Origin of the sequence: Aliisedimentitalea scapharcae, assembly GCF_045277565.1 — a bacterium.
In the GTDB taxonomy this organism is placed as follows: Bacteria; Pseudomonadota; Alphaproteobacteria; order Rhodobacterales; family Rhodobacteraceae; genus Aliisedimentitalea; species Aliisedimentitalea scapharcae.
Genome location: NZ_CP123584.1, coordinates 1,393,027 through 1,413,574, shown reverse-complemented (window position 1 = coordinate 1,413,574; position 20,548 = coordinate 1,393,027). Strand labels below are relative to the sequence as shown.

At 57.3% G+C, this 20,548-nt stretch carries 17 protein-coding genes; 5 read left to right on the top strand and 12 right to left on the bottom strand.

Annotated features, from left to right (window positions below):
* Position 1: 1 nt before the first annotated feature.
* Genes bioA through bioB form a run of 4 tightly spaced genes read right to left on the bottom strand, consistent with a single transcriptional unit; the run spans position 2 to position 4,033 of the window.
* Positions 2 to 1,300, bottom strand: coding sequence for an adenosylmethionine--8-amino-7-oxononanoate transaminase (gene bioA / locus QEZ52_RS06625; RefSeq protein ID WP_406648770.1), 1,299 nt, complete (start codon positions 1,298 to 1,300; stop codon positions 2 to 4).
* The gene (gene bioD, locus QEZ52_RS06620) at positions 1,297 to 1,923 is read right to left on the bottom strand and encodes an ATP-dependent dethiobiotin synthetase BioD (RefSeq protein ID WP_406648769.1); all 627 of its coding nucleotides are present in this window, start codon (positions 1,921 to 1,923) and stop codon (positions 1,297 to 1,299) included. Before bioD ends, bioA begins: the two co-directional genes overlap by 4 nt.
* A complete protein-coding gene (locus tag QEZ52_RS06615; RefSeq protein ID WP_406648768.1) occupies positions 1,920 to 3,059 on the bottom strand; it encodes an 8-amino-7-oxononanoate synthase in 1,140 nt (379 codons plus the stop codon). The genes bioD and QEZ52_RS06615 overlap by 4 nt, the downstream gene beginning before the upstream one ends.
* Complete coding sequence (gene bioB / locus QEZ52_RS06610; protein ID WP_406648766.1) at positions 3,056 to 4,033, bottom strand: biotin synthase BioB; 978 nt, start codon at positions 4,031 to 4,033, stop codon at positions 3,056 to 3,058. The genes QEZ52_RS06615 and bioB overlap by 4 nt, the downstream gene beginning before the upstream one ends.
* Before the next feature lie 568 nt (positions 4,034 to 4,601).
* Here bioB and QEZ52_RS06605 point away from each other — a divergent pair.
* The 4 genes from QEZ52_RS06605 (at position 4,602) to QEZ52_RS06590 (ending at position 11,710) form a co-directional block, all read left to right on the top strand.
* On the top strand, positions 4,602 to 6,464 hold the full coding sequence (locus QEZ52_RS06605; protein WP_406648765.1) for a calcium-binding protein: 1,863 nt from the start codon (positions 4,602 to 4,604) through the stop codon (positions 6,462 to 6,464).
* A 46-nt stretch (positions 6,465 to 6,510) separates the two neighbouring features.
* A complete protein-coding gene (locus QEZ52_RS06600) occupies positions 6,511 to 7,989 on the top strand; it encodes a Calx-beta domain-containing protein (RefSeq protein ID WP_406648764.1) in 1,479 nt (492 codons plus the stop codon).
* A gap of 177 nt (positions 7,990 to 8,166) precedes the next feature.
* The gene (locus tag QEZ52_RS06595) at positions 8,167 to 10,224 is read left to right on the top strand and encodes a calcium-binding protein (protein WP_406648763.1); all 2,058 of its coding nucleotides are present in this window, start codon (positions 8,167 to 8,169) and stop codon (positions 10,222 to 10,224) included.
* 124 nt (positions 10,225 to 10,348) lie between these two features.
* Positions 10,349 to 11,710 (top strand): calcium-binding protein, encoded by a 1,362-nt coding sequence (locus tag QEZ52_RS06590; RefSeq protein ID WP_406648761.1) that lies wholly within the window; start codon positions 10,349 to 10,351, stop codon positions 11,708 to 11,710.
* A gap of 215 nt (positions 11,711 to 11,925) precedes the next feature.
* Here the strand turns inward: QEZ52_RS06590 and dmdD are convergent, their stop codons facing one another.
* Both dmdD and QEZ52_RS06580 read right to left on the bottom strand, forming a co-directional pair.
* Positions 11,926 to 12,732 (bottom strand): methylthioacryloyl-CoA hydratase, encoded by an 807-nt coding sequence (gene dmdD, locus QEZ52_RS06585; protein ID WP_406648760.1) that lies wholly within the window; start codon positions 12,730 to 12,732, stop codon positions 11,926 to 11,928.
* A gap of 55 nt (positions 12,733 to 12,787) precedes the next feature.
* Entirely contained in the window at positions 12,788 to 14,560 is a 1,773-nt protein-coding gene (locus QEZ52_RS06580) for an acyl-CoA dehydrogenase (protein WP_406648759.1), read from the bottom strand.
* Between the two features lie 119 nt (positions 14,561 to 14,679).
* Between QEZ52_RS06580 and QEZ52_RS06575 the strand changes: the two genes are divergently transcribed.
* A complete protein-coding gene (locus QEZ52_RS06575) occupies positions 14,680 to 15,699 on the top strand; it encodes an AraC family transcriptional regulator ligand-binding domain-containing protein (protein WP_406648758.1) in 1,020 nt (339 codons plus the stop codon).
* A 66-nt stretch (positions 15,700 to 15,765) separates the two neighbouring features.
* Here QEZ52_RS06575 and QEZ52_RS06570 read toward each other — a convergent pair whose 3' ends face one another.
* The 6 genes from QEZ52_RS06570 to QEZ52_RS06545 form a co-directional block, all read right to left on the bottom strand.
* On the bottom strand, positions 15,766 to 16,911 hold the full coding sequence (locus QEZ52_RS06570) for a M56 family metallopeptidase (RefSeq protein WP_406648757.1): 1,146 nt from the start codon (positions 16,909 to 16,911) through the stop codon (positions 15,766 to 15,768).
* A complete protein-coding gene (locus tag QEZ52_RS06565; protein ID WP_406648756.1) occupies positions 16,898 to 17,293 on the bottom strand; it encodes a BlaI/MecI/CopY family transcriptional regulator in 396 nt (131 codons plus the stop codon). Before QEZ52_RS06565 ends, QEZ52_RS06570 begins: the two co-directional genes overlap by 14 nt.
* 79 nt (positions 17,294 to 17,372) lie before the next feature.
* The gene (locus tag QEZ52_RS06560; protein ID WP_406648755.1) at positions 17,373 to 17,774 is read right to left on the bottom strand and encodes a DUF2160 domain-containing protein; all 402 of its coding nucleotides are present in this window, start codon (positions 17,772 to 17,774) and stop codon (positions 17,373 to 17,375) included.
* The gene (locus QEZ52_RS06555) at positions 17,774 to 18,571 is read right to left on the bottom strand and encodes a carbohydrate ABC transporter permease (RefSeq protein WP_406648754.1); all 798 of its coding nucleotides are present in this window, start codon (positions 18,569 to 18,571) and stop codon (positions 17,774 to 17,776) included. The genes QEZ52_RS06560 and QEZ52_RS06555 overlap by 1 nt, the downstream gene beginning before the upstream one ends.
* Entirely contained in the window at positions 18,568 to 19,431 is an 864-nt protein-coding gene (locus tag QEZ52_RS06550; RefSeq protein ID WP_406648753.1) for a carbohydrate ABC transporter permease, read from the bottom strand. The genes QEZ52_RS06555 and QEZ52_RS06550 overlap by 4 nt, the downstream gene beginning before the upstream one ends.
* Complete coding sequence (locus QEZ52_RS06545) at positions 19,428 to 20,501, bottom strand: ABC transporter ATP-binding protein (protein WP_406648752.1); 1,074 nt, start codon at positions 20,499 to 20,501, stop codon at positions 19,428 to 19,430. The genes QEZ52_RS06550 and QEZ52_RS06545 overlap by 4 nt, the downstream gene beginning before the upstream one ends.
* Positions 20,502 to 20,548 lie beyond the last annotated feature (47 nt).

Sequence of the window (20,548 nt, the reverse complement as noted above, 5' to 3'; positions counted from 1 at the left end):
ATTACAGCTCCCGCGCCAGGCGCAGCATTCCGGCGGTTATTTCGCTCAGCTGATCCGGCGTCGTGATAAAGGGCGGCATAGTGTAGACATTGGTGCCAAAGGGGCGCAGGAACACGCCCATCTCGCGGGCGCGGGCGTGGGCCTCATCCGCAGACACGCGGTGTTTCATCTCGATGACACCAATGGCACCCAAAACTCTGACGTCTGCGACGTTTTCATAGCTGCGTGCCGGTGCCAATTCGGCCTTCATCTGTTCGGCAACGGCCCCTACCGTCCCCTTCCAGTCCTGCCCGGTCAACAGATCCAGCGAGGCCTTGGCCGCAGCACAGGCCAGCGGGTTGGCCATATAGGTCGGCCCATGCATGAAGATGCCGGGGTTGCCGCCACCCACGCCTTCGGCCACGCGGTCATTGGTCATGGTGGTCGCGAATGAGATATGCCCACCGGTCAGACCCTTGCCCAAGCAAAGGATGTCCGGTTCCACATTACAGAACCCGGTCGCGAACAGCTCTCCCGTGCGGCCAAAGCCCGTGGCGATTTCGTCAAAGATCAGCAGAATGCCCAACTCATCACACAGGGCACGGGCCTGATTCAAGAATTCGGGGTGATAGAAATACATGCCACCGGTGCCCTGCACCACAGGTTCCAGAATGAAACCGGCGATTTTGTCGGCGCTGGCCTCCAGCACCTGGCGCAGTTCAGCCAAACCGTTGCGGGCCGGGTCGTCGGTCCAATCTTCGTTGATACGGATCGGCGGGCGTGACACAAAATGCTGAACGCTCAACGCTCCTTGGAACAGGTGGTGCATGCCGGTATCGGGATCACAGACGCTCATCGCCTTCCAGGTGTCCCCGTGATAGCCTGATCGGATGGTGGCAAACTGACTGCGGCCCACAAACCCCATGGCGTGCTGGTACTGCACCGCCATTTTCATCGCCACCTCAACGGAAACGGACCCGCTGTCGCAATAAAAAATGCGGGTCAGGCTGTCGGGCGAGACCTCCAGCAATTTGCGGCCCAGATCTATCGCCGGATCATGGGTCAACCCCCCGAACATCACATGCGGCAGCGTGTCGAGTTGGCGATGGATCGCATGGGTAATCGCCGGGTTGCGATGGCCATGCATCATGCACCACCACGAGGACATCGCGTCGATCAACCGGGTGCCATCATCCAGCGTGATGTACATCCCTTCGCTTTCCTTGACCACAAAGGTCGGACCGGGTTTGACCACATTGGTATAAGGGTGCCACAGGTGTTTCTGGTCAAATTCCAGCGGGGTCAGATCGGACACACTCATTTCAGGGCCTCGCGTATGACGGTCATGTCGATGGCACCAGAGAAGGCGGCTCTCAGAGTTTGCGGTGTCAGGTCGGACAGCATGGGCAGCCGTCCCAGTCGCGGCACACCGCCAAAATCGACAATGGTCTGTTCAACGTCCGGTTCGGGATCACCGATAAAGACAACACCAACAACGTCACATCCCGCAATCTTTAGCGCCTGAAGCGACAGTAATGTGTGGTTGATCGTGCCGAGCTGTGTGCGGGCGCACAGGATCACCGGTGCCCCCCAGTTGGCAAACAGATCCAGATACAGAACATCCCGGTTCAAAGGCACCATGACCCCCCCGGCCCCTTCGGCCACCAGAACCGCGTCGGTTTGTGGCAAATCCAAGGTATTGGGGTCAATTTCCACCCCTTCGGCTTCGGCCGACAAATGCGGCGAGGCGGGCAGCGTCAGCAGGCAACCTTCGGGCAGAACAGGGCGACCGGACAGGCGGGCCACAATCTGGCTGTCGGTTTCTTCCTCCAACCCGGATTGCACCGGCTTCCAGTAAACGGCTTGCAGCGCGTCCACCAATCCGGCGGAAAAAATGGTTTTGCCAATGCCGGTATCGGTGCCGGTCACGATAAGCGCGTTCATGCAAAAACCCCTTGTATCAGCGGCACCAGATCGCCAAACGCCCGAGTGATGACATTTGAAGACGTGTTCGGCGTGATCGAAATCCGCAACCGTGACGTGCCACGCGGCACTGTCGGCGGACGAATGCCGCGAATGTCGTGCCCCTGTTCCTGCAACGCAGCCGCGACCTGCATCGTGGCTTTGTCATCGCCAATGATCACTGGCATGATCTGGCTTTGAAATCCGGTCAGACCACACAATCTTTCGGCTTCGGCCCAGGCATGGTGGATCCCGACCCAAACCTGTGCACGACGCTCCGGGTTGTCCTGAAGGTCCCGCAATGCCGCCCGAACCAACGCCGCATTCAGAGGCGACGGCGCAGTGGCAAAGATAAAGGCCCGCGCCTTGTTCACCAGAGTTTCGATCAACACGGATTGCCCACAGATCAGCGCGCCGGACACGCCCAAAGCCTTGCCACAGGTATGCAAGGACAGAACATTTGGCAGAGGGGCGATTTCATGGGCCAACCCCCGGCCCATTTTCCCGAAAACGCCTGTCGAATGCGCCTCGTCGACGACCAGAACTGCGTCTTCGAGTTGGGCCAGATCCGATAGGTCGGACAGCGGCGCAATATCGCCCTCCATGGAATAGAGCGCCTCGACAGCGATCCAGATCTGCCCCCGGCCGCCCGCGGCGCGCCAGGTTTCGATTTCCTGTCGACAGGCGTCTACGTCATTGTGGGCAAAGCTGCGGCGCTCGGCACGCCCAAGCCGCATTCCGTCATGAGTGCTGGCATGGATCAACGCGTCATGCAGGACCAGATCGCCCTGCTGTGGCAGGGTCGAAAAGATTGCCAGATTGGCATTGAACCCACCACCCATGAACAACGTGGCCTCAGTCCCAAAGAACGCCGCTGCTTCGGTTTCGAGCAGCACATGTTCGCTGGCATTGCCCCGCAACAGGCGCGACCCACCGGCCCCAACCGGAACCCCACGGGCCAATGCATCGCCTGCCGCCTGACGCATCAGGTCCGACCCGGCCAATCCCAGATAATCGTTTGACGCAAAATCATGCCCGGCCCGCGGTGCCAACTGCCGATAGCGTCCGCGTGTCTTCAGCGCATCCAGAGCGCGTTCATGGCGGGCAAAGCCGGTCATCGCGACCCGTCGCACCCCACGTTCATCGCCTCCAGGCCCAGACGGGCAAACAGCTGACTGTCCTTGTCTTCTTCGGGGTTGTCTGCGGTCAGCAACGTGTCGCCCACAAAGATGGAATTCGCTCCGGCGAACACGCACATGGCCTGCAGTTCGTCTGTCATGTCAGTCCGGCCTGCAGACAGGCGCACATGCGATTTCGGCATCAGGATCCGCGCAAGAGCAATAGTGCGCACAAATTCGATCGGATCCAGCGGCTTTACATCGGCCAGCGGCGTATCCGCAATCGGGATCAGCATGTTGACCGGAACGGAATCGGGATGTTCCTCCAGCGTTGCCAGAGCCAAGAGCATATCGACCCGGTCCATCTGCTGTTCACCCATTCCGACGATACCACCGGCACAGACCTTCATTCCCGCCTCGCGCACCCGGTTCAACGTGTCGATCCTGTCGGCAAACGTACGTGTGGTGATGATCTCGGAATAATAGCGCTCCGAGGTGTCGATATTGTGGTTGTAGTAATCCAGCCCCGCATCGCGCAGACGAAACACCTGGTTGTCGTCCAACATGCCCAACGTCATGCAGGTTTCCATTCCCAGGCCTTTGACCCCTTCGATCATCGCCTCGAGCGCGGCCATGTCGCGATCTTTGGGCGACCGCCAGGCAGCCCCCATGCAATACCGGGTTGCCCCGCCATCCCTGGCCTTCTTCGCCTCGGCGATCACCCGCTCGACCTCGATCAGTTTCGAAGCGGACAGCTGCGCGCCATTGCGCGCCGACTGAGAGCAATAGGCACAATCTTCGGCGCAGCCGCCGGTCTTGATGCTCAGCAACTTGGATTTCTGCACCTGATTGGGGTCAAAATGCTGCCGGTGAACCGTATGGGCCTGAAAGAGCAGATCCATGAACGGCTGGTTATAGATCTTCTCCGCTTCTTCGCGTGTCCAGTCCGTGCGCAAGGTGCTTTGATCCAACATGTGGCATCCGCTCCAAAATATAGATAACTTTTCAGGGACCCCTCGGGGGTTTTGCGTTTTATAGATAAAATTGCAGCAGCGAGGCAAGGTCTTTCCTGCCACCGCCTCAATTCGCCGCAACCAAGGCCAGGATCACCATCAAATGCGCGCTCTGGGTCGTCTGCAAAACCGGAGTCCGCCCAACGAAACCAGCCGCCACCGAACCCAGCCACCACCGAACGAGGAAAAAGTCAGCGTCTCTTTACGAAAAAGACCTGTCTGAACAGTGTCGAGCAAGGTTCTGCAAGGCAGCTTTTGGACTCCGATCGAAACCCATGTGGGACGGCAATTTCCGCCTACCTTTCCGGGCGTTCATTTTGGCCCAGAACCTGCGGGGACAGGCAACCGACGGCATGCCCCCCCGGCGCGGCAGAAACCGCGAAAACCTTGACGCAGAAAGCGCAAATCCGTCACATGGAGTCAAAGGGTGTTCAAAATACCGGTGTGTCCTGCGTTCCTTTTGCTCATATGAGCAGCCGTATTTTTCTACGTGGGGACATCCTGTGCGAATTTTCAGGGAGTTATTAGGATGACAATTTCGATTGATGGCACGCCTTCTGTGATGGGACTGGGGAGTGGGCGAACCTATCGGGTCGGCGACGCGGCGGTCACAGTCAACGGCAACCGGATCTCGTCTGTGAATGATGACGGGCTGGTGTTTGACACGGTTGAATTTGCCGACGCCAGCGGACTTGGCCTGGGCAATCTCACCACATATCATCTGCATGATAACACAGACGGCAGCATGACCCTGTTCTATCAGATCCGGGATGCCGATCCGCTGCCTGTGACCATCTCGAACTGGAAGATCACACTGGACGCTACCACTGGCGCTGCTGTCGCGCCCGCCGAGGAGCTGACAGAAGGCCCTTTGTCGGCCACCGACCAAACCATGTTGCACCATGCCTATTCCCTGCCTGATGGCAATATTTTGATCCACAACTGGATGGGTCTGTCGCTGATGGACAATGATGGGGCACTGGTGACCTCGGTTGGAAACCCCGGTTTTGATCGGTTTGTGGGCGGTGTTTTCGGAGAACAATTGAGCTGGAGCACGGTGGGTCTGGACGGTGTCTTTGCCGTGGGTGCGGCCCGGACCGTGGGCAGCGGCGCGCCTGCCGCCTTGCGGTTCTACAGTTACGATGGCACGGCGGTCGGGGATGTCATTGATATTGGCAACCCGGACAACACCGGTCTCGGCAATACACCTGCGGTTCAGCTCGAACGCCTGAGCGATGGGAACCTGTTGGTCGTCTGGGTCGAAAACAATGCTGGCTCAGGCGATGACAGCCAAACGTCGGTCTGGTTCAAAATCCTTTCCGCATCCGGGGCAGAAATCCGGGAAACGACGTTGGTCAACACCGAAGAAACCCGCGACAGACAGGACATGCCTATCGTCACCGCCACAGAAAACGGTTTCGTGATCGGGTATTCGATTCTGACGTTTTCGGCACCGGCCCTGAACGAAGGACGACTAAAAGAGTTTGCCAATGACGGGACCGAGCTGAGCCTGTTGACCAGCGCCTATAACTGGTCAGCGGATGACTTTGTGCGCACGGACAACAACACGGCCATCATCGTTGGCGGTCTTGTCACCGAGCTGGTTCTGCCTGGGGACGACACACCTTTGCACAGTGGCGATGGCGGAAGCGCTCCGATCACCGGCTCGCCCAATCCGGATGTTCTGACTGGAACGGCGGGTGATGACACCATCCTGGGGCTGGGCGACAATGACCGTCTGTTGGGCGACGCGGGCAATGACAGCATCGATGGTGGGCCCGGCGCGGATACACTGAATGGGGGCGAAGGCAACGATGTTATTATCGGCGGGCCAGCGGCGGATGATCTACGTGATGTGATCTATGCCGGAGCGGGCGATGACAGCATCGACGCAGGCGCGGGCAACGACCAGGTGTTTGGCCAGGCGGGCAACGACACCATCGCCGGTGGTGCGGGCGTCGATGACCTGCAGGGTCAGGACGGGGATGACGTGATCACCGGGTCGGCGTTTTCCGATCTGGTGTTTGGCGGCGCGGGCAACGACTTTGTCAACGGTGGCTTTGGCCATGACCGGATCAATGGCGGCACCGGCGCGGACAAATTCTTTCACGTCGGGATCGCCGATCACGGGTCCGACTGGGTGCAGGATTATGTGGCCGCGGATGGCGATGTGCTGCTCTGGGGCGGGGCTGCGGCCACGGCCGGCGACTTTCAGGTCAACCTGGCCCACACCGCCAACGCCGCCGGGGAACGGTCAGGCGATGACGGCGTGCAGGAGGCGTTTGTCATCTATAAACCAACCGAACAGATCATCTGGGCGCTGGTTGACGGCGGCGGTCAGAGTTCGATCAACATTCAGATCGGCGGCGATACATTCGATCTGCTGGCCTAAGCCTCACTTGAAAGAACCGGTATTGTGAACGACTATTGGAGGTAAAATGACATATCAAATTATTGGCCCCAGCTCCGCTTCAGTCGCGGAAGGTCGAGACATTATTTTTGCGGTCACCCGTACGAATACCAATTTCGAAATCCTAACCCTCAATACAATTTCGGGTGGCTCGTACTCTGAAAATGACGGCGACCACTCGATCATTTCCAATCAATGGTTGATGTTCAACACCGGAGAGACGAGCAAGTTCGTAACCATTTCAACAACTGACGACACAAGGTTTGAGGGAGATGAGCTTTTTGCGCTACAGTTGAGTGAAGACAGCTACTACCCGCCACGTCTCGCAAGCTACATCACGAGATTTGATTTCACGATTGTCGACAATGATTCCGAACCCGCCGTGTATTCGTTTGGGCCGGTTCCGGATATCCTTGAAGGCAACTCCGGCACAAAAACGGTAGAGCTGACCATTGAACGCAGCGGCAATCTGCAAGCCGAAACTGTCTATTATCGAACAGTCGACGGGACCGCGACGCGGTTTCAAGATTTTGGTTTCATCTCTTCCGAGCCTGTGTCCTTTGGTGCTGGAGAGACCCAAAAGACGATATCATTCGACATATTCGGCGACCGGGGCCTGGAACCGGATGAAGTCTTTCAGATCGCCTTGGGCAGTTCGGCATCAGACACGAGCCGTCTCGCCGAAGTCGATGTCACGATCTTTTCGGACGATCTCGTGTCTTTTCAGTTTTCGGATGGCGATGACGAGGTCGTACTGACTGACACTGGCCCACACCGGGCATTTGATGGAAACGACTCTGTGTCTGGAACCGAAGCCGGGGACGACATTCGCGGCGGCGACGGCAATGATCGGCTGGTGGGTGCGGGAGGCAATGACAGCCTCGATGGTGGGCCCGGGGCCGATACGCTCAATGGCGGAGATGGCGACGACGTGATCCTGGGCGGTGTGGCAAGGGGCGATCTGCGTGACGTGATCTATGCCGGAGCGGGCGATGACAGCATCGACGCGGGCGCGGGCAACGACCAAGTGTTTGGCCAGGCGGGCAACGACACCATCGCCGGTGGCGCAGGTGTTGATGACCTACAGGGCCAGGACGGGGATGACGTGATCACCGGGTCGGCGTTTTCCGATCTGGTGTTTGGCGGCGCGGGCAATGATTTTGTCAACGGCGGCTTTGGCCATGACCGGATCAATGGCGGCACCGGCGCGGACAAATTCTTTCACGTCGGGATCGCCGATCACGGGTCGGACTGGGTGCAGGATTATGTGGCCGCGGACGGCGATGTGCTGCTCTGGGGGGGCGGTGCCGCCACCGCCAGCAATTTCCAGGTCAACCTGGCCCACACCGCCAACGCCGCCGGGGAACGGTCGGGCAATGACGGCGTGCAGGAGGCGTTTGTGATCTACAAGCCGACCGAACAGATCATCTGGGCGCTGGTTGATGGCGGCGGTCAGAGTTCGATCAACATCCAGATCGGCGGCGATACATTCGATCTGCTCGTTTGACAACGCGGGAGGCTGCGTCCTGATCCAAAGTCGCTCTGTGACGACTCCCGAAATGCGGGTGTCGCGCGGGGCGAACATATCCGAAACGGGTATGTCTGTTGATCGAAACTTAACAAGTGTGCGAGGATACGAGATTGGCGCTCTGATCCGGATCTGCCAAAACCAAGGAGCGTTCTCATGCCCATAACAGAATCCACTCAGCGTATCCTAGGCGAGGTCGGCGACCCGCAGTTAATAGCAAACACAATCGCACGCTCGCAGCCAATCAATCTCAAGGTCACGGGGTTGTCCGATGGTGGCTTTGTCGCGACCTGGCGGGAAAGCGATGTCAAAGTCAATTTTGCAATCGGAACCACGACCAACACTGAGATCAACGATCTCTTTGCTCAACGATATGACGCCTATGGCACTGCCGTTGGCTCTGCGTTCTCGTTAGAGACCACAGCCGGTATCTGGCCCGGGCAGCATCATACGATCCCGCTGGCAGATGGCGGGTTTACGGTCGTTTTCGAGCGTCTGGAAAACACGGGCACCTCCCCCAATCCGCCTATTCGAGGTGTCCAGCACAATACCTATGATGGCATGGGAGATCTGGTTGCGTCCGTCGACCTGCCAATCCCGTCTGATTTGTCCGGGCTCGCCGGCCTTAAACTCGTCGATAGTGTCCGCCTGAGTGACGGTAAGATCGGGCTTTTGTACAGCTTAGCCAATCCCGGACCGACATTTCTTGTTCCCGACTCGACATTGTTGAACCTGGTGATTCAGGATCCGACCAACCCAGATGCGTTGGTTGAGCCGCGTGAATTGGCATCCAGTTCACTTGCATCTGCGACATTGGTCGAAGGTGCCGACGGCGGATTTGTTCTGGTCATGGCGCAATTTACGGACGACGGCGGAAGTACACGTATCCTGAGCCAAAGGTTCGATGCCAGCGGTACGGCGGTCGATCTGCTGCCCGTGACAATCCTGACAACGCCACACTATCTGAATGAGGTTGTTGCGACTGGTTTAGATGGTGGCGATCTTCAGCTGAGCTGGGCCCAGGGCGTCGGGACCATATACAACGACGCGTTCAACGGTGACATCATGTCCCTGCGCATAACGTCGTCGGGCGAAATTGTCGGCGAAGGGCCAACGGTCATCAACACCACCCGGGACGGCAACCAGATTTTTCCGGCTGTGACCGGGCTGGGCGTGGATGGGCATGCGATTACCTGGCGCAGCGTGGATGCATCCGCCACAGGCGCAGACGCCGAAAAGCTGTACCTACAGAACTTTGACGCTACTGGGGCCCCAACTGGCGGCGAGATCCTAGTTCCCGAACCGGATCAGGCGGACTTCGCCACCCGCAACCTGGGAGGCCTGATGGTGGCCCCACTTGCTGATGGCGGTGTGATCGTATCTTGGGGAGTGTATGAAACGCGCGAAATTGACAGTGCCTCGCACGACTCAGTCGTGTTTAACGATCATGTTTTTCATCGGTTTAACGCGTTTTATGATCTTCCGGGCACTCCGGCAGATGACGTGGTGACGGGTTCGGAATTTGATGATGCTATCAGTGGCTTTGCTGGCAATGACCGGCTGGTTGGTCTTGAGGGTGATGACTTTATCAATGGCCAGGCAGGGGCGGACACCTTGAATGGTGGCGAGGGGCACGACACGTTGCTTGGCGGGTTATCGCCCGAAGATCTGCGCGACATCATCTATGCAGGCGATGGCAATGACAGTGTGGATGCGGGCGCGGGCAATGATTTGGTCTTCGGTCAGGATGGCAATGACACCATCGCCGGGGGCGCTGGGGTGGACGAATTGCAGGGTCAGAACGGTAATGACGTGATCACTGGCTCGGCGTTTTCCGATCTGGTGTTTGGCGGCGCGGGCAACGATTTTGTCAACGGCGGCTTTGGTCATGACCGCATCAACGGTGGCTCCGGGGCGGATAAATTCTTTCACGCGGGCGTTCTGGGTCACGGATCGGACTGGGTGCAGGATTATGTGGCCGCGGACGGCGATGTGCTGCTCTGGGGGGGCGGACCAGCCACGGCCAGCAATTTCCAGGTCAACCTGGCCCATACCGCCAATGCCGCCGGGGAACGGTCGGGCGATGACGCGGTCCAAGAGGCCTTCGTGATTTACAAACCCACCGAACAGATTATCTGGGCGCTGGTTGATGGCGGCGGTCAGAGTACGATCAACCTCCAGATCGACGGTGATGTGTTCGACCTGTTGGCCTGAACCATAATCTGCCGCAACTGCGAGCGCTGCCATAGGCCCCCAATGTGACTTTTGGCTGGTTTTGAGGTATCATGCCGGGACACGCCAACTTCATAAGGTACACGACTACTGGGGGACATTCGATATGGCAACGATCACGGTAAATTCTGAACTTCGCCTTTCAAGTCTTGAGAATTGGGATGGAGATCTGCTGGCGGCAACTGCGACGCAGATCCGGTTTTCAGATGGCTTCAGGTCCGAAACATATGGCGGCAGCTTCACCTATTCTCCGACCGGTGACGTATTCGGCACGCTGAGATCGTATTCCGAATTCAGGGGCGGCGTTTTGTTTTACAGCATCACCGGCATGTCGGTGGACGCCAATGCCGTTTATCGCGCGGTGGAGATCAACGACAATCTGTTCGAGGCGGCCAGCCTCATGCTGGCCGATGCGGACCAGATTACCGGTTCAACGACCGGGTCGGACGAACTGCCCGGATTGGGCGGAAATGACACGATCAACGGGTTGGGGGGCAACGACACGTTGGATGGCGGCATTGGTGATGACCGGCTCGACGGGGGCAGCGGCAATGATCTTCTGATCGGCGGCAGCGGCACGGATACGGCGGTCTTTTCCGTGGCCTTTGCCGATGTAACCGCGACAGCGACTTCCAGCGGGTTTCAAATCAGCTTTGGATCCGAAACCGATGACATCCGGGGCGTGGAGTTTTTTCAATTCTCCGATCAAAGGGTCGCAGCTGGCGATTTGATCCCGGAACCAACCGATCCGCCCGTGGACCGGGTCGGGACGGCGGCTGCAGACACCCTCTCGGGCAACAGCGGCAATGACCGTCTGGTGGGCGAAGGCGGCAATGATACGCTGGATGGCGGACCCGGGGCGGATACGCTCAACGGTGGCGACGGCGATGACCGGATCATCGGTGGGCCAGCCGCCGGTGATCTGCGCGATGTGATCTATGCCGGGGGTGGCAATGACAATATCGACGCAGGTGCGGGCAATGACCTGGTGTTTGGCCAGGGTGGCAATGACACCATTGCCGGGGGTGCCGGTGTGGACGAGCTGCAGGGCCAGGAGGGGGATGACGTGATCACCGGCTCGGCCTTTTCCGATCTGGTGTTTGGCGGCGCAGGTAATGATTTTGTCAACGGTGGCTTTGGCCACGACCGGATCAACGGTGGATCCGGGGCGGACAAATTCTTTCACATCGGGATCGCCGATCACGGGTCTGACTGGGTACAGGATTATGTGGCAGCCGACGGCGATGTGCTGCTGTGGGGCGGGGCTGCGGCCACAGCCAGTGACTTCCAGGTCAACCTGGCCCATACCGCCAATGCTGCCGGCGAACGGTCGGGCGATGATGCGGTGCAGGAGGCGTTCGTAATCTACAAACCCACCGAACAGATCATCTGGGCGCTGGTCGATGGCGGTGGTCAGAGTTCGATCAACATCCAGATCGGCGGCGATGTGTTCGATCTGCTGGCCTAGGTGGTTTGGATAGCTCGACTGGAACTCGAACCGCGGTCAAGATGCTGCGGCTGGCTCTTTGTCGACCGGACGGGCGGTTCATACCCATCCGGTCAGTCATAGCCGTTCAACGCCCCTCGCCGTAGTGGGGGGCCGGTCCGCCACGGCCACATCAAAACAGTCGCTGTGCATATGCAGACCGTGCATATGTGGTCCGTGCAAACCCCAATAGGGTATTAGCTGTTGGGGCGCACACGTGCTGCTGTTTTTTTGGCAAACGCTTCCAGCCGCGCGCGGGCGGCAGGCTGCGTGTTGACAACCCCGGCCACAACGGCTTCGGCATAGGCGGCATCCATCCCGGACATATTGTTCAGATGGCTGATCGCAGAACAGATGGCGAAATTCGTCAACGGCAGGTTTTGCGCGGCTTTGTCAGCCAGTTCCAACGCTTTGTCAAAGCTGGATCCTTCGGTGATGTATTGGGCCAACCCCAAATTCACCGCCTCTTGTCCCTGATAGACACGGCCCATCAGGATCATGTCGATCATCCGGGTCTTGCCGATCATATCCGAGACACGAATGGTGGCACCGCCGCCCGTAAAGATTCCCCGCTGCCCTTCGGGAAGCGCGAAATAGGCAGTCTGGTCGATCACACGGATATGCGCAGCGCTGGCCAATTCCAGACCGCCCCCGACAACGGCCCCCTTCAGAGCCGCAATGATCGGGACCCCACCGTATTCCATCTTGTTGAACGCTTCGTGCCAGCGCAGGCAGACATGCATGAATTCGTCCGGGCTACGGTCTTCCTTCCAGTGCTCGACCAGATCGAGCCCTGCGCAGAAATGATCGCCCTCCCCGGCCAGAACCACCGCCTTGACACCGTTCCGATGGGCATTGCTGAAAAAGCTGACCAGTTCTTCGATGGTCGCGGCATCCAGCGCATTTCGTTTGCTGGGCCGGTTCAACGTTACAACAAAAACACCATTGTCACGCTCTTGTATGGCGAGTTTCTCATAGGATTGAGGGTTTATTGTGTCGGACATGTTTACGACCTTTCAGGTTATTCAGCGCAGCGCTGTGTCACGATATTTCCAATGTTCAAAGCTGAATGCCATCGTCAAAAAGGCTCGGGCTGCCCTGAAGGATCCGCGCGCATTCCGCATGGCATTCCACAAGGATGTGATGCGCATAGAATTGCGCGGTCGCGACTTTCTGAGACATGAATTCCACGTCTTCGCCCTGTGCCAGTTTTGCTTCGGCGATCACCGCGGATCGACCCAATTGCCATGCCGTAGCGAGATTGCCCGAAAGCATCAAAAAGGGAACGCCACCTGCAAATGCAGCGTTGGGGTCGCGCCGTGCCGTGTCCAACAACCACGCCAGGCTGGTTTCGAACAGATCCCGCGCCTCGCTCAGCCGATCGGCAATACCTTTGGCCTTTGCGCTACCCTTGCGCAACTCTTCGACGGTCTCCTGAACCATCCCCGAGAACCGGCGTGCAGTGTCCCCGTTGTCGCGCATCACCTTGCGTCCCAAAAGGTCATTGGCCTGAATGGCAGTCGTGCCTTCGTAGATCGGCAGAATGCGAGAGTCCCTGTAGAACTGGGCAACCCCGGTTTCTTCGATAAAGCCCATACCGCCGTGCACCTGGACCCCCAGCGACGTGACCTCGACAGAGCGTTCAGTGCAATATCCTTTGACCAGAGGCACCAGGAACTCGGCCATGGCATCTGCGTCACGCCTGTAGTCTTCGACCCCGTTATGGGCAATGTCCAGCCATCCGGCCGTGGTGGCGGCCAAGGCCCGACCACCTTCGGTCAAGGCGCGCATACGGAGCAACATTCGGCGCACATCAGGGTGCTGGACAATTGGCACGGCGTCCTTGCTGCTGCCATCTACCGGACGGCTCTGCTGACGCTCCTGCGCATAGGTCACAGCGTGCTGATACGCACGATCAGACACGGCGATGCCCTGGACACCAACCGAAAACCGGGCCGACGTCATCATGACAAACATATACTCGAGCCCGCGATTTTCTTCGCCAATCAAAAAGCCTTTGGCCTTGTCATAATCGAGCACCGCAGTCGGGCTCGCCCGCACTCCCAGTTTGTGTTCGATGCTGACACATGTGACCGCATTGCGATCCCCCAGCGACCCGTCATCCTGCACCAGATATTTGGGAACGATGAACAGGCTCAACCCTTTGGGGCCGGCAGGAGCCCCCGGCGTCCGGGCAAGAACCAGGTGGACGATGTTTTCAGACAGGTCATGTTCGCCAAAGGTAATAAAAATCTTGGTTCCGGATACCGCAAAAGATCCGTCGCTCTGCGGCTCGGCCTTAGTGCGCACCCGTCCCAAGTCGCTCCCGGCCTGTGGCTCTGTCAGGTTCATCGTCCCCGACCATTGCCCGGTAATCAGGGGTTCCAGATAGCGTTTCTTTTGATCTTCGGATCCGGTGATCAACAAGGCATGAGACGCACCATCCGTCAACAACGGGCACAATCCAAAACTCATGTCAGCAGCGTTGAGCATCTCAGTCGCCGCCGCACCAACAACGCGGGGCAGCCCCATTCCGCCAAATTCGGTTGGGTGGGACAGGCTTTGCCAACCCATTTCGACAAATTGACCATAGGCCTGTTCATAGGGCTGCGGCATCACCACCTGTGTGCCGTTGAACTGCGCGCCAGTTTCATCACCAATCGTCGACAACGGGGCGATGACATCTTCGCAAAAGCGACCAAACCCTTCGAGCGCGGCCTGGGCGTCTGTCTGATCAATGTCGCTATAGACGCCCAGAGACGTAACCTGCGGCCAACCGGACAGATGCTCGATGTTGAACATAATATCGCGAATTGGCGCCTGGTAAGTCATGTTTTTGATCCCGCAAATTGTTCTATTCCGCCAAATAGGCGTTGGAATACTCCCGTTCCACTTCCATAAGGGACAAAATCCTTTCCAAAAGTGACAAAAGACATCACAGTCTGCCAGTGATGAAAGACTCTGACCCTTCAAATATCGCGACCGTTTCGTCGCATTTCGTGGATGATTGGCTGACAGCCTTGCAAAGCTGCACCTCTCCAGTCCAACTGGTTTCGATGCTCAAACGTTCTGGCATGCATACAAATCAGGGGCGTCTCGTCCATCGGGTCACTTTGGACCACATCGTTCGCCTCTATCAGATCGCCGCCATAGAAACCGAAGACGAAATGATGGGGCTGTGGAGCCGCCCGATCCGCGCAAGAGCATTGCAACACCTGCTGACAACGGTGCGCGAAGCAACGTCTTTGCCGTCGGCGCTTTACAGGTTCTCTTCCTTCTGGAATTTGCTTCTGGATGATTTCCAATTCGAACTGGTCGATGAAGGCGGTCGTATTTCTCTGCGCCTTCTGCCCTGCACCGATCAACCGGTTCAACGATTTGGACATTTGCTCATCCTGAAACTGGCGCATGGGTTGATGTCCTGGCTTGCCGGTTACGAGGTGCCTGTTGTGGCTGTTCAGTTTGCCTTTGAACGCCCCGCATTCGCCGCCGATTATTCGGTCATTTTCCCGGTGACTGCCAGTTTCTCCGCCCCGGTTTCGGCCATTTCCTTTGCCCCTGAAAAACTGGGGCTACCCGGCACGCGCAGCTCCTCGGAGCTGAATGATTTTCTCAACCGCGCACCCCGGGATTGGATCTTTACAAGCTTTCGGGAACACAGTCAGTCATTGCGGGTCCGTGAGTTCCTGTATCAATCCAATTGGGAAAACTGCCACCTGAATGAAGCCGCAGAAATGCTCAAGGTTACCCCCAGAACGCTGATACGACGGCTGGGAGCCGAAGGAACATCCTTTCAGGAGATCAAGGACGGGTTGCGCAGGGACATCGCCATTCGTGACCTGCAATCCGGACGCAAGAGCATTGAAGAGATCTCTCAGGATGTCGGGTTTTCATCGGCTGCCAATTTTCACCGGGCGTTCCGACGTTGGACCGGCGTAACACCCCGATCGTATCGTCACACAAGCCCCTAGACCCAATCACCATCCCTCCCGACCGAGCCGTGTGACCATTGTGCTGGGATCACAGGCGCTCTGGCTTCAGTTTCGCACCCGGCCAAAAGTGGAAAGACGATTGATTTCATCCAAACGTTCCAGGTTCACAACGGTCGAAAGCATCAGACGGTCCTGGCTCCAATCGCCCGGGCGCTGAATGGCCACGGCCGTCAACGCCACCGATGCCACCAACGGCAGGATCACAGCAAGATAGACCAAATTCGGATGTGCCAGGCGACGTGCATTCAAAAGCGAACTGATGCGGCGTTCGAGAAAGCTCATCTTGCCATCCCGCAGCGCGGATCTGTCAGCGGTCACCAGCGTCACCTTGGGGACAGCAATCACAAACGCCCGGTCACGGCGCAGCGTTTTCTGGCAGACCGACAACAGCGTATCACAATACGCGCGGACATCGATCCGACCACGGGACAGTACCTCGCTGTCACAGTTCAGTTCGCGCAAATTTTCGACTTGGCGCTTCCAGGCATGATAGGCAGGGTTCAAGAAAAACAACGGTTTCAACGCTTCCAGCAGGATTTCCCATTCCAGATCGCCCTGACGGATATGCTGACATTCGTGGGCAATAGAGACCCGCATTTCATTTTCGTCACCCAACATATGCGATGGGATTACAACATAGTAATTTCGCAATCCGCGCGTCGAGAACGGCACAAGCGTGCGATCTGAAAGCCGCAGCTTCAGACGACCAAAGCTGCGCCAGGCATAGCTGTCCGCCACGATCCGCCGCAGGCAGATCATCGAATAGATCAATCGCACGGCACCGACCGCAAACCCGGCCACAAACACCAGAATTGCACCCAGAGCCATCCATCCGGCACCATTCATGACATTGAGCGTGAACGTATCGCGCATCTGGACAAGGGCTTCGAACTTGGACGCTTTCATTTCAAAGCCGCCATTGAGATAATACGCAACGACATTGTCCGAAAGATTGAGGTTCACCTCGGTCGCCACCCCCGAACGTTGAAGAGTGGTAAAGGCGAGCGCGACAAAAGGGGCAACAACTATGGCAAGGAAAACAGTGTTCAGAAGCTTAAGCTGGGTTCCATAAGCATGTTTCAAACCCAACCGTGACAGGACCTCCCGGACCGCAACCCAGATCGTGTAAGCCACACAGAAAAGGATATTGGCGTCAATGAAAGCGTCCAGTAGCGCATCACCCGGTATCATTTTTCAACCTCCGATCCACAAGTGCCCGGATTTGCCCCAATGCTTCCTCTGTCAATTCGTCATCATTCACCAGCCGTGCCACCAGCGACGCCGGTGTGTCGTCAAACAGTTTCACTGACAGATCTTTGAGCGAACGGGATTGATACGTGTCTTTGGCCAGCGTGGGGACATACACATGTCGTTTCCCCTCTTTGCGGCTGGTGACGAATTCTTTTTGTTCCAGAATGCGCAGAATGGTCGCGGCAGAAGTATAGGCAAGGTTCCTGTCTTCGGGCAGGTTGTCCAGCACATCGCGCACCGTTCCCTCACCCAGGGCCCAAAGCTCGTTCATGAACTCCAACTCGACTTGCGTCAGAAGTTCGCTTTTCTTTTTCTCTCTCATTGCCGTCCCATCCTGGGGCATCGCTCGCATTTTAGTGACGCGAGTAGATACTAAGAGTTTCGTTTTCCAAAGAGGATTCTCACACTTTTCTAAAACAGAACACCGCCCAACCGATGGCAAACCCCAATGGCCACCACAGCGGTTGCCCCACAAACCCAAGCCAGGCAAGGAAAATATAGGCAGTCCCCAAGAGTGAAATGAACAGGCGATCCCCAAGGGTCGTCGTCAACCCCAGGATGCCCTTGCGTTCCAATCCGTCCTTGTACCGGACGCCTTCCAACACGCCAATCACGGCAATCGCGCCAAAGATTCCGCAAAACAACAGGAAAGTGGCCGGGGTCCAGGCCATCCAGAATGACGGCCACAAGGGGGCAGTCCAGGCGAACCCGGTTTCCTCTTCCTTTTTGGCGACATTGCCCCATGTCTGCGCAAAACCCGGAGTGGCCACCATCAGTAGAGCCGTCAGAAACAAGGATCTCATCACACTCTCCCCAGGGCAAAACCCTTGGCTATATAGTTTCGCACAAAATAGATCACGATGGCTCCGGGAATGATTGTAAGCGTCCCCGCAGCCGCCAGCAGGCCCAGCTCATACCCCGCTGATGACGCCGTTTTGGTCATCGTCGCGGCGATTGGTTTTGCCGCCACCGCTGTCAGGGTCTTGGCAAGCAGCAATTCGACCCACGAGAACATGAAGCAAAAGAACGCCGCCACCCCTACCCCGGCTTTGATCGTCGGCAAGAATATGGTCACAAAGAACCGGGGAAACGAATACCCGTCAACATAGGCTGTTTCGTCCAACTCTTTGGGAACGCCCCCCATAAAGCCTTCCAATATCCACACGGCCAGCGGGATATTGAACAGACAATGGGCCAGGGCCACGGCAAGATGGGTGTCAAACAACCCGACCGAGGAATAGAGTTGGAAGAACGGCAGGGCAAAAACCGCAGCCGGGGCCATGCGATTGGTGAGCAACCAAAAGAACAATTGTTTGTCACCCAGAAACCGATAGCGCGAGAATGCATAGGCCGCCGGCAGCGCCACGGCGACAGAAATCACCGTATTCAGCGACACATAGAGGATCGAATTGATATACCCCCAATACCAGGTCGGATCGGTAAAGATGACCCGATAATTCTCCAACGTGAACGTCTGCGGGAACAGGCTGAAACCCGACAGGATCTCTCCGGTAGTCTTGAAACTCATCGCGACCAGCCAATAGATCGGCAGCAACAGGAACAGGATGTAGAGGATCGGAATGAGGGAGCGTTTTCTCATTGCTCGTCATCCTTTGTCATAAGCGTGTAGAACAACCAGCTGACCAGCAAGGTGATCGCGAAATAGATCAACGACATTGCTGCTGCGGGGCCCAGGTCGAATTGCCCCAGGGCAATTTTCACCAGATCAATCGACAACAAGGTTGTCGAATTGCCCGGCCCGCCACCGGTCAGCACGAAGGGTTCGGTGTAGATGTTGAAACTGTCCATGAACCGCAACAGGATCGCAATGGTCAGGACTGTCTTCATCTTGGGCAGTTGGATATAGCGAAACACCTTCCAATTCGACGCGCCATCAATCTTGGCCGCCTGGTAATAGGCGTCCGGGATGGAAACCAAACCCGCATAGCTGAGCAACACCACCAGCGACGTCCAATGCCACACGTCCATCACGATGATTGTTACCCAAGCCGAAATCGGTTGCTGGGTCATGTCATAGTTCACGCCCAGAACATCGTTCATGAAGTAGCCCAGCAAGCCAATGCCCGGCAGGGTAAAAATGTTCCACATCGACCCGACCACATTCCACGGGATCAGCATCGGCAGCGCCATTGTGACCAGACACACGGGCACCCAGAACCCCTGTTTCGGCATCGACAGCGCAATGATGATCCCCAGGGGCACCTCTATTATCAGGATGAGAAAGGTGAACAGGAACTGTCGCCCAAGAGCCGCGTGAAACCGGTCCGACCGCAAAATCTGTTCGAACCAATCCAGCCCTTGCCAGAAGAAGACATTGTTCCCGAACGTCTCCTGGACGGAATAATTGACCACTGTCATGATCGGCACCAGCGCATTGAAGGCGACCAACAGCAATACCGGAAGGACAAAGAACCACGCCTTTTGATTTTCGGTTTTCATGTGCGTGCCTCCGTCGCAATCCATCCATCCCGGTACAGGCGTGTCTGATCTGGGCGGAGGACCAGATGTACGGCTTCGCCCTGTTCCGGCACGGCACCTTCGACCACGGCCTTTACGGGTATGTCGCCAACCATTGCCTCGACAACCGAATGGCGCCCGACGTCCGACACCTTGCGAATACGGGCCGCAATGCCGCTGTCGCCCAGCGACACGAATTCAGGGCGAATACCCAATTCGATCTTGCCACCCTGGCCAGAAATTGCGCCCTCCAATGTCACGGGGTGACCCTCCAATGTTACCACGCCTGCGTTTTCGGAAACCGGCAGTACATTCATCCCCGGAGAGCCGATAAAATGGCCGACGAAAGTATGCTGGGGACGTTCAAACAGATCCACGGGCGATCCGATTTGTACCACCTCTCCGTCTTGCATCACGACGACCTGATCGGCAAATGTCAGTGCCTCGGTCTGATCATGGGTGACGTAGATCATCGTAGCGCGCACACGCTGGTGCAGCTCTTTCAGCTTTGAACGCAGCTTCCATTTCAGGTGCGGGTCAATCACGGTGAGCGGTTCGTCAAACATCACCACATTCACCTCGTCACGCACCAAACCGCGCCCCATCGAAATCTTTTGCTTGTTGTCCGATGACAAATGCGCCGCTCGGGTATCGAGCATCTCCTCGACTTCCAACATGGAGGCGATTTCTGCCACGCGCTCGGTGATTTTGGCCTCGTCCAGCCCGCGATTGCGCAACGGAAAGGCCAGATTCTCCCGGACGGTCATCGTGTCGTAGATCACGGGGAACTGAAACACCTGCGCAATGTTACGTTTGTCCGGCGGTAGGTCGGTAACATCACGATCGTCAAACAGAATTCGCCCCTCGGACGGCGTCAGCAGCCCGGAGATGATGTTCAACAAGGTCGATTTCCCGCATCCCGATGGACCAAGCAACGCGTAGGCACCACCGTCGGTCCAATCGAGATCTATTTCTTTCAGCGCATAATCTTCGGGACCCTTTGGGTTGGGCATGTAGGAATGGCGCAGGTTCGAAAGAGTTATCTTCGCCATCACAGCAGCCTCAAATCTAAACGTCGCTGTTCGCGATCTTCGACCCG

Excerpts from the sequence above, each read along its gene's own strand:
- QEZ52_RS06550 (WP_406648753.1), bottom strand. The coding sequence starts at position 19,431 with ATGAAAACCGAAAATCAAAAGGCGTGGTTCTTTGTCCTTCCGGTATTG.
- bioB (WP_406648766.1), bottom strand. The coding sequence starts at position 4,033 with ATGTTGGATCAAAGCACCTTGCGCACGGACTGGACACGCGAAGAAGCG.
- QEZ52_RS06615 (WP_406648768.1), bottom strand. The coding sequence starts at position 3,059 with ATGACCGGCTTTGCCCGCCATGAACGCGCTCTGGATGCGCTGAAGACA.
- QEZ52_RS06590 (WP_406648761.1), top strand. The coding sequence starts at position 10,349 with ATGGCAACGATCACGGTAAATTCTGAACTTCGCCTTTCAAGTCTTGAG.
- QEZ52_RS06545 (WP_406648752.1), bottom strand. The coding sequence starts at position 20,501 with ATGGCGAAGATAACTCTTTCGAACCTGCGCCATTCCTACATGCCCAAC.
- QEZ52_RS06570 (WP_406648757.1), bottom strand. The coding sequence starts at position 16,911 with ATGATACCGGGTGATGCGCTACTGGACGCTTTCATTGACGCCAATATC.
- QEZ52_RS06600 (WP_406648764.1), top strand. The coding sequence starts at position 6,511 with ATGACATATCAAATTATTGGCCCCAGCTCCGCTTCAGTCGCGGAAGGT.
- QEZ52_RS06565 (WP_406648756.1), bottom strand. The coding sequence starts at position 17,293 with ATGAGAGAGAAAAAGAAAAGCGAACTTCTGACGCAAGTCGAGTTGGAG.
- bioD (WP_406648769.1), bottom strand. The coding sequence starts at position 1,923 with ATGAACGCGCTTATCGTGACCGGCACCGATACCGGCATTGGCAAAACC.
- QEZ52_RS06595 (WP_406648763.1), top strand. The coding sequence starts at position 8,167 with ATGCCCATAACAGAATCCACTCAGCGTATCCTAGGCGAGGTCGGCGAC.
- QEZ52_RS06605 (WP_406648765.1), top strand. The coding sequence starts at position 4,602 with ATGACAATTTCGATTGATGGCACGCCTTCTGTGATGGGACTGGGGAGT.
- dmdD (WP_406648760.1), bottom strand. The coding sequence starts at position 12,732 with ATGTCCGACACAATAAACCCTCAATCCTATGAGAAACTCGCCATACAA.
- QEZ52_RS06560 (WP_406648755.1), bottom strand. The coding sequence starts at position 17,774 with ATGAGATCCTTGTTTCTGACGGCTCTACTGATGGTGGCCACTCCGGGT.
- QEZ52_RS06555 (WP_406648754.1), bottom strand. The coding sequence starts at position 18,571 with ATGAGAAAACGCTCCCTCATTCCGATCCTCTACATCCTGTTCCTGTTG.
- bioA (WP_406648770.1), bottom strand. The coding sequence starts at position 1,300 with ATGAGTGTGTCCGATCTGACCCCGCTGGAATTTGACCAGAAACACCTG.
- QEZ52_RS06575 (WP_406648758.1), top strand. The coding sequence starts at position 14,680 with ATGAAAGACTCTGACCCTTCAAATATCGCGACCGTTTCGTCGCATTTC.
- QEZ52_RS06580 (WP_406648759.1), bottom strand. The coding sequence starts at position 14,560 with ATGACTTACCAGGCGCCAATTCGCGATATTATGTTCAACATCGAGCAT.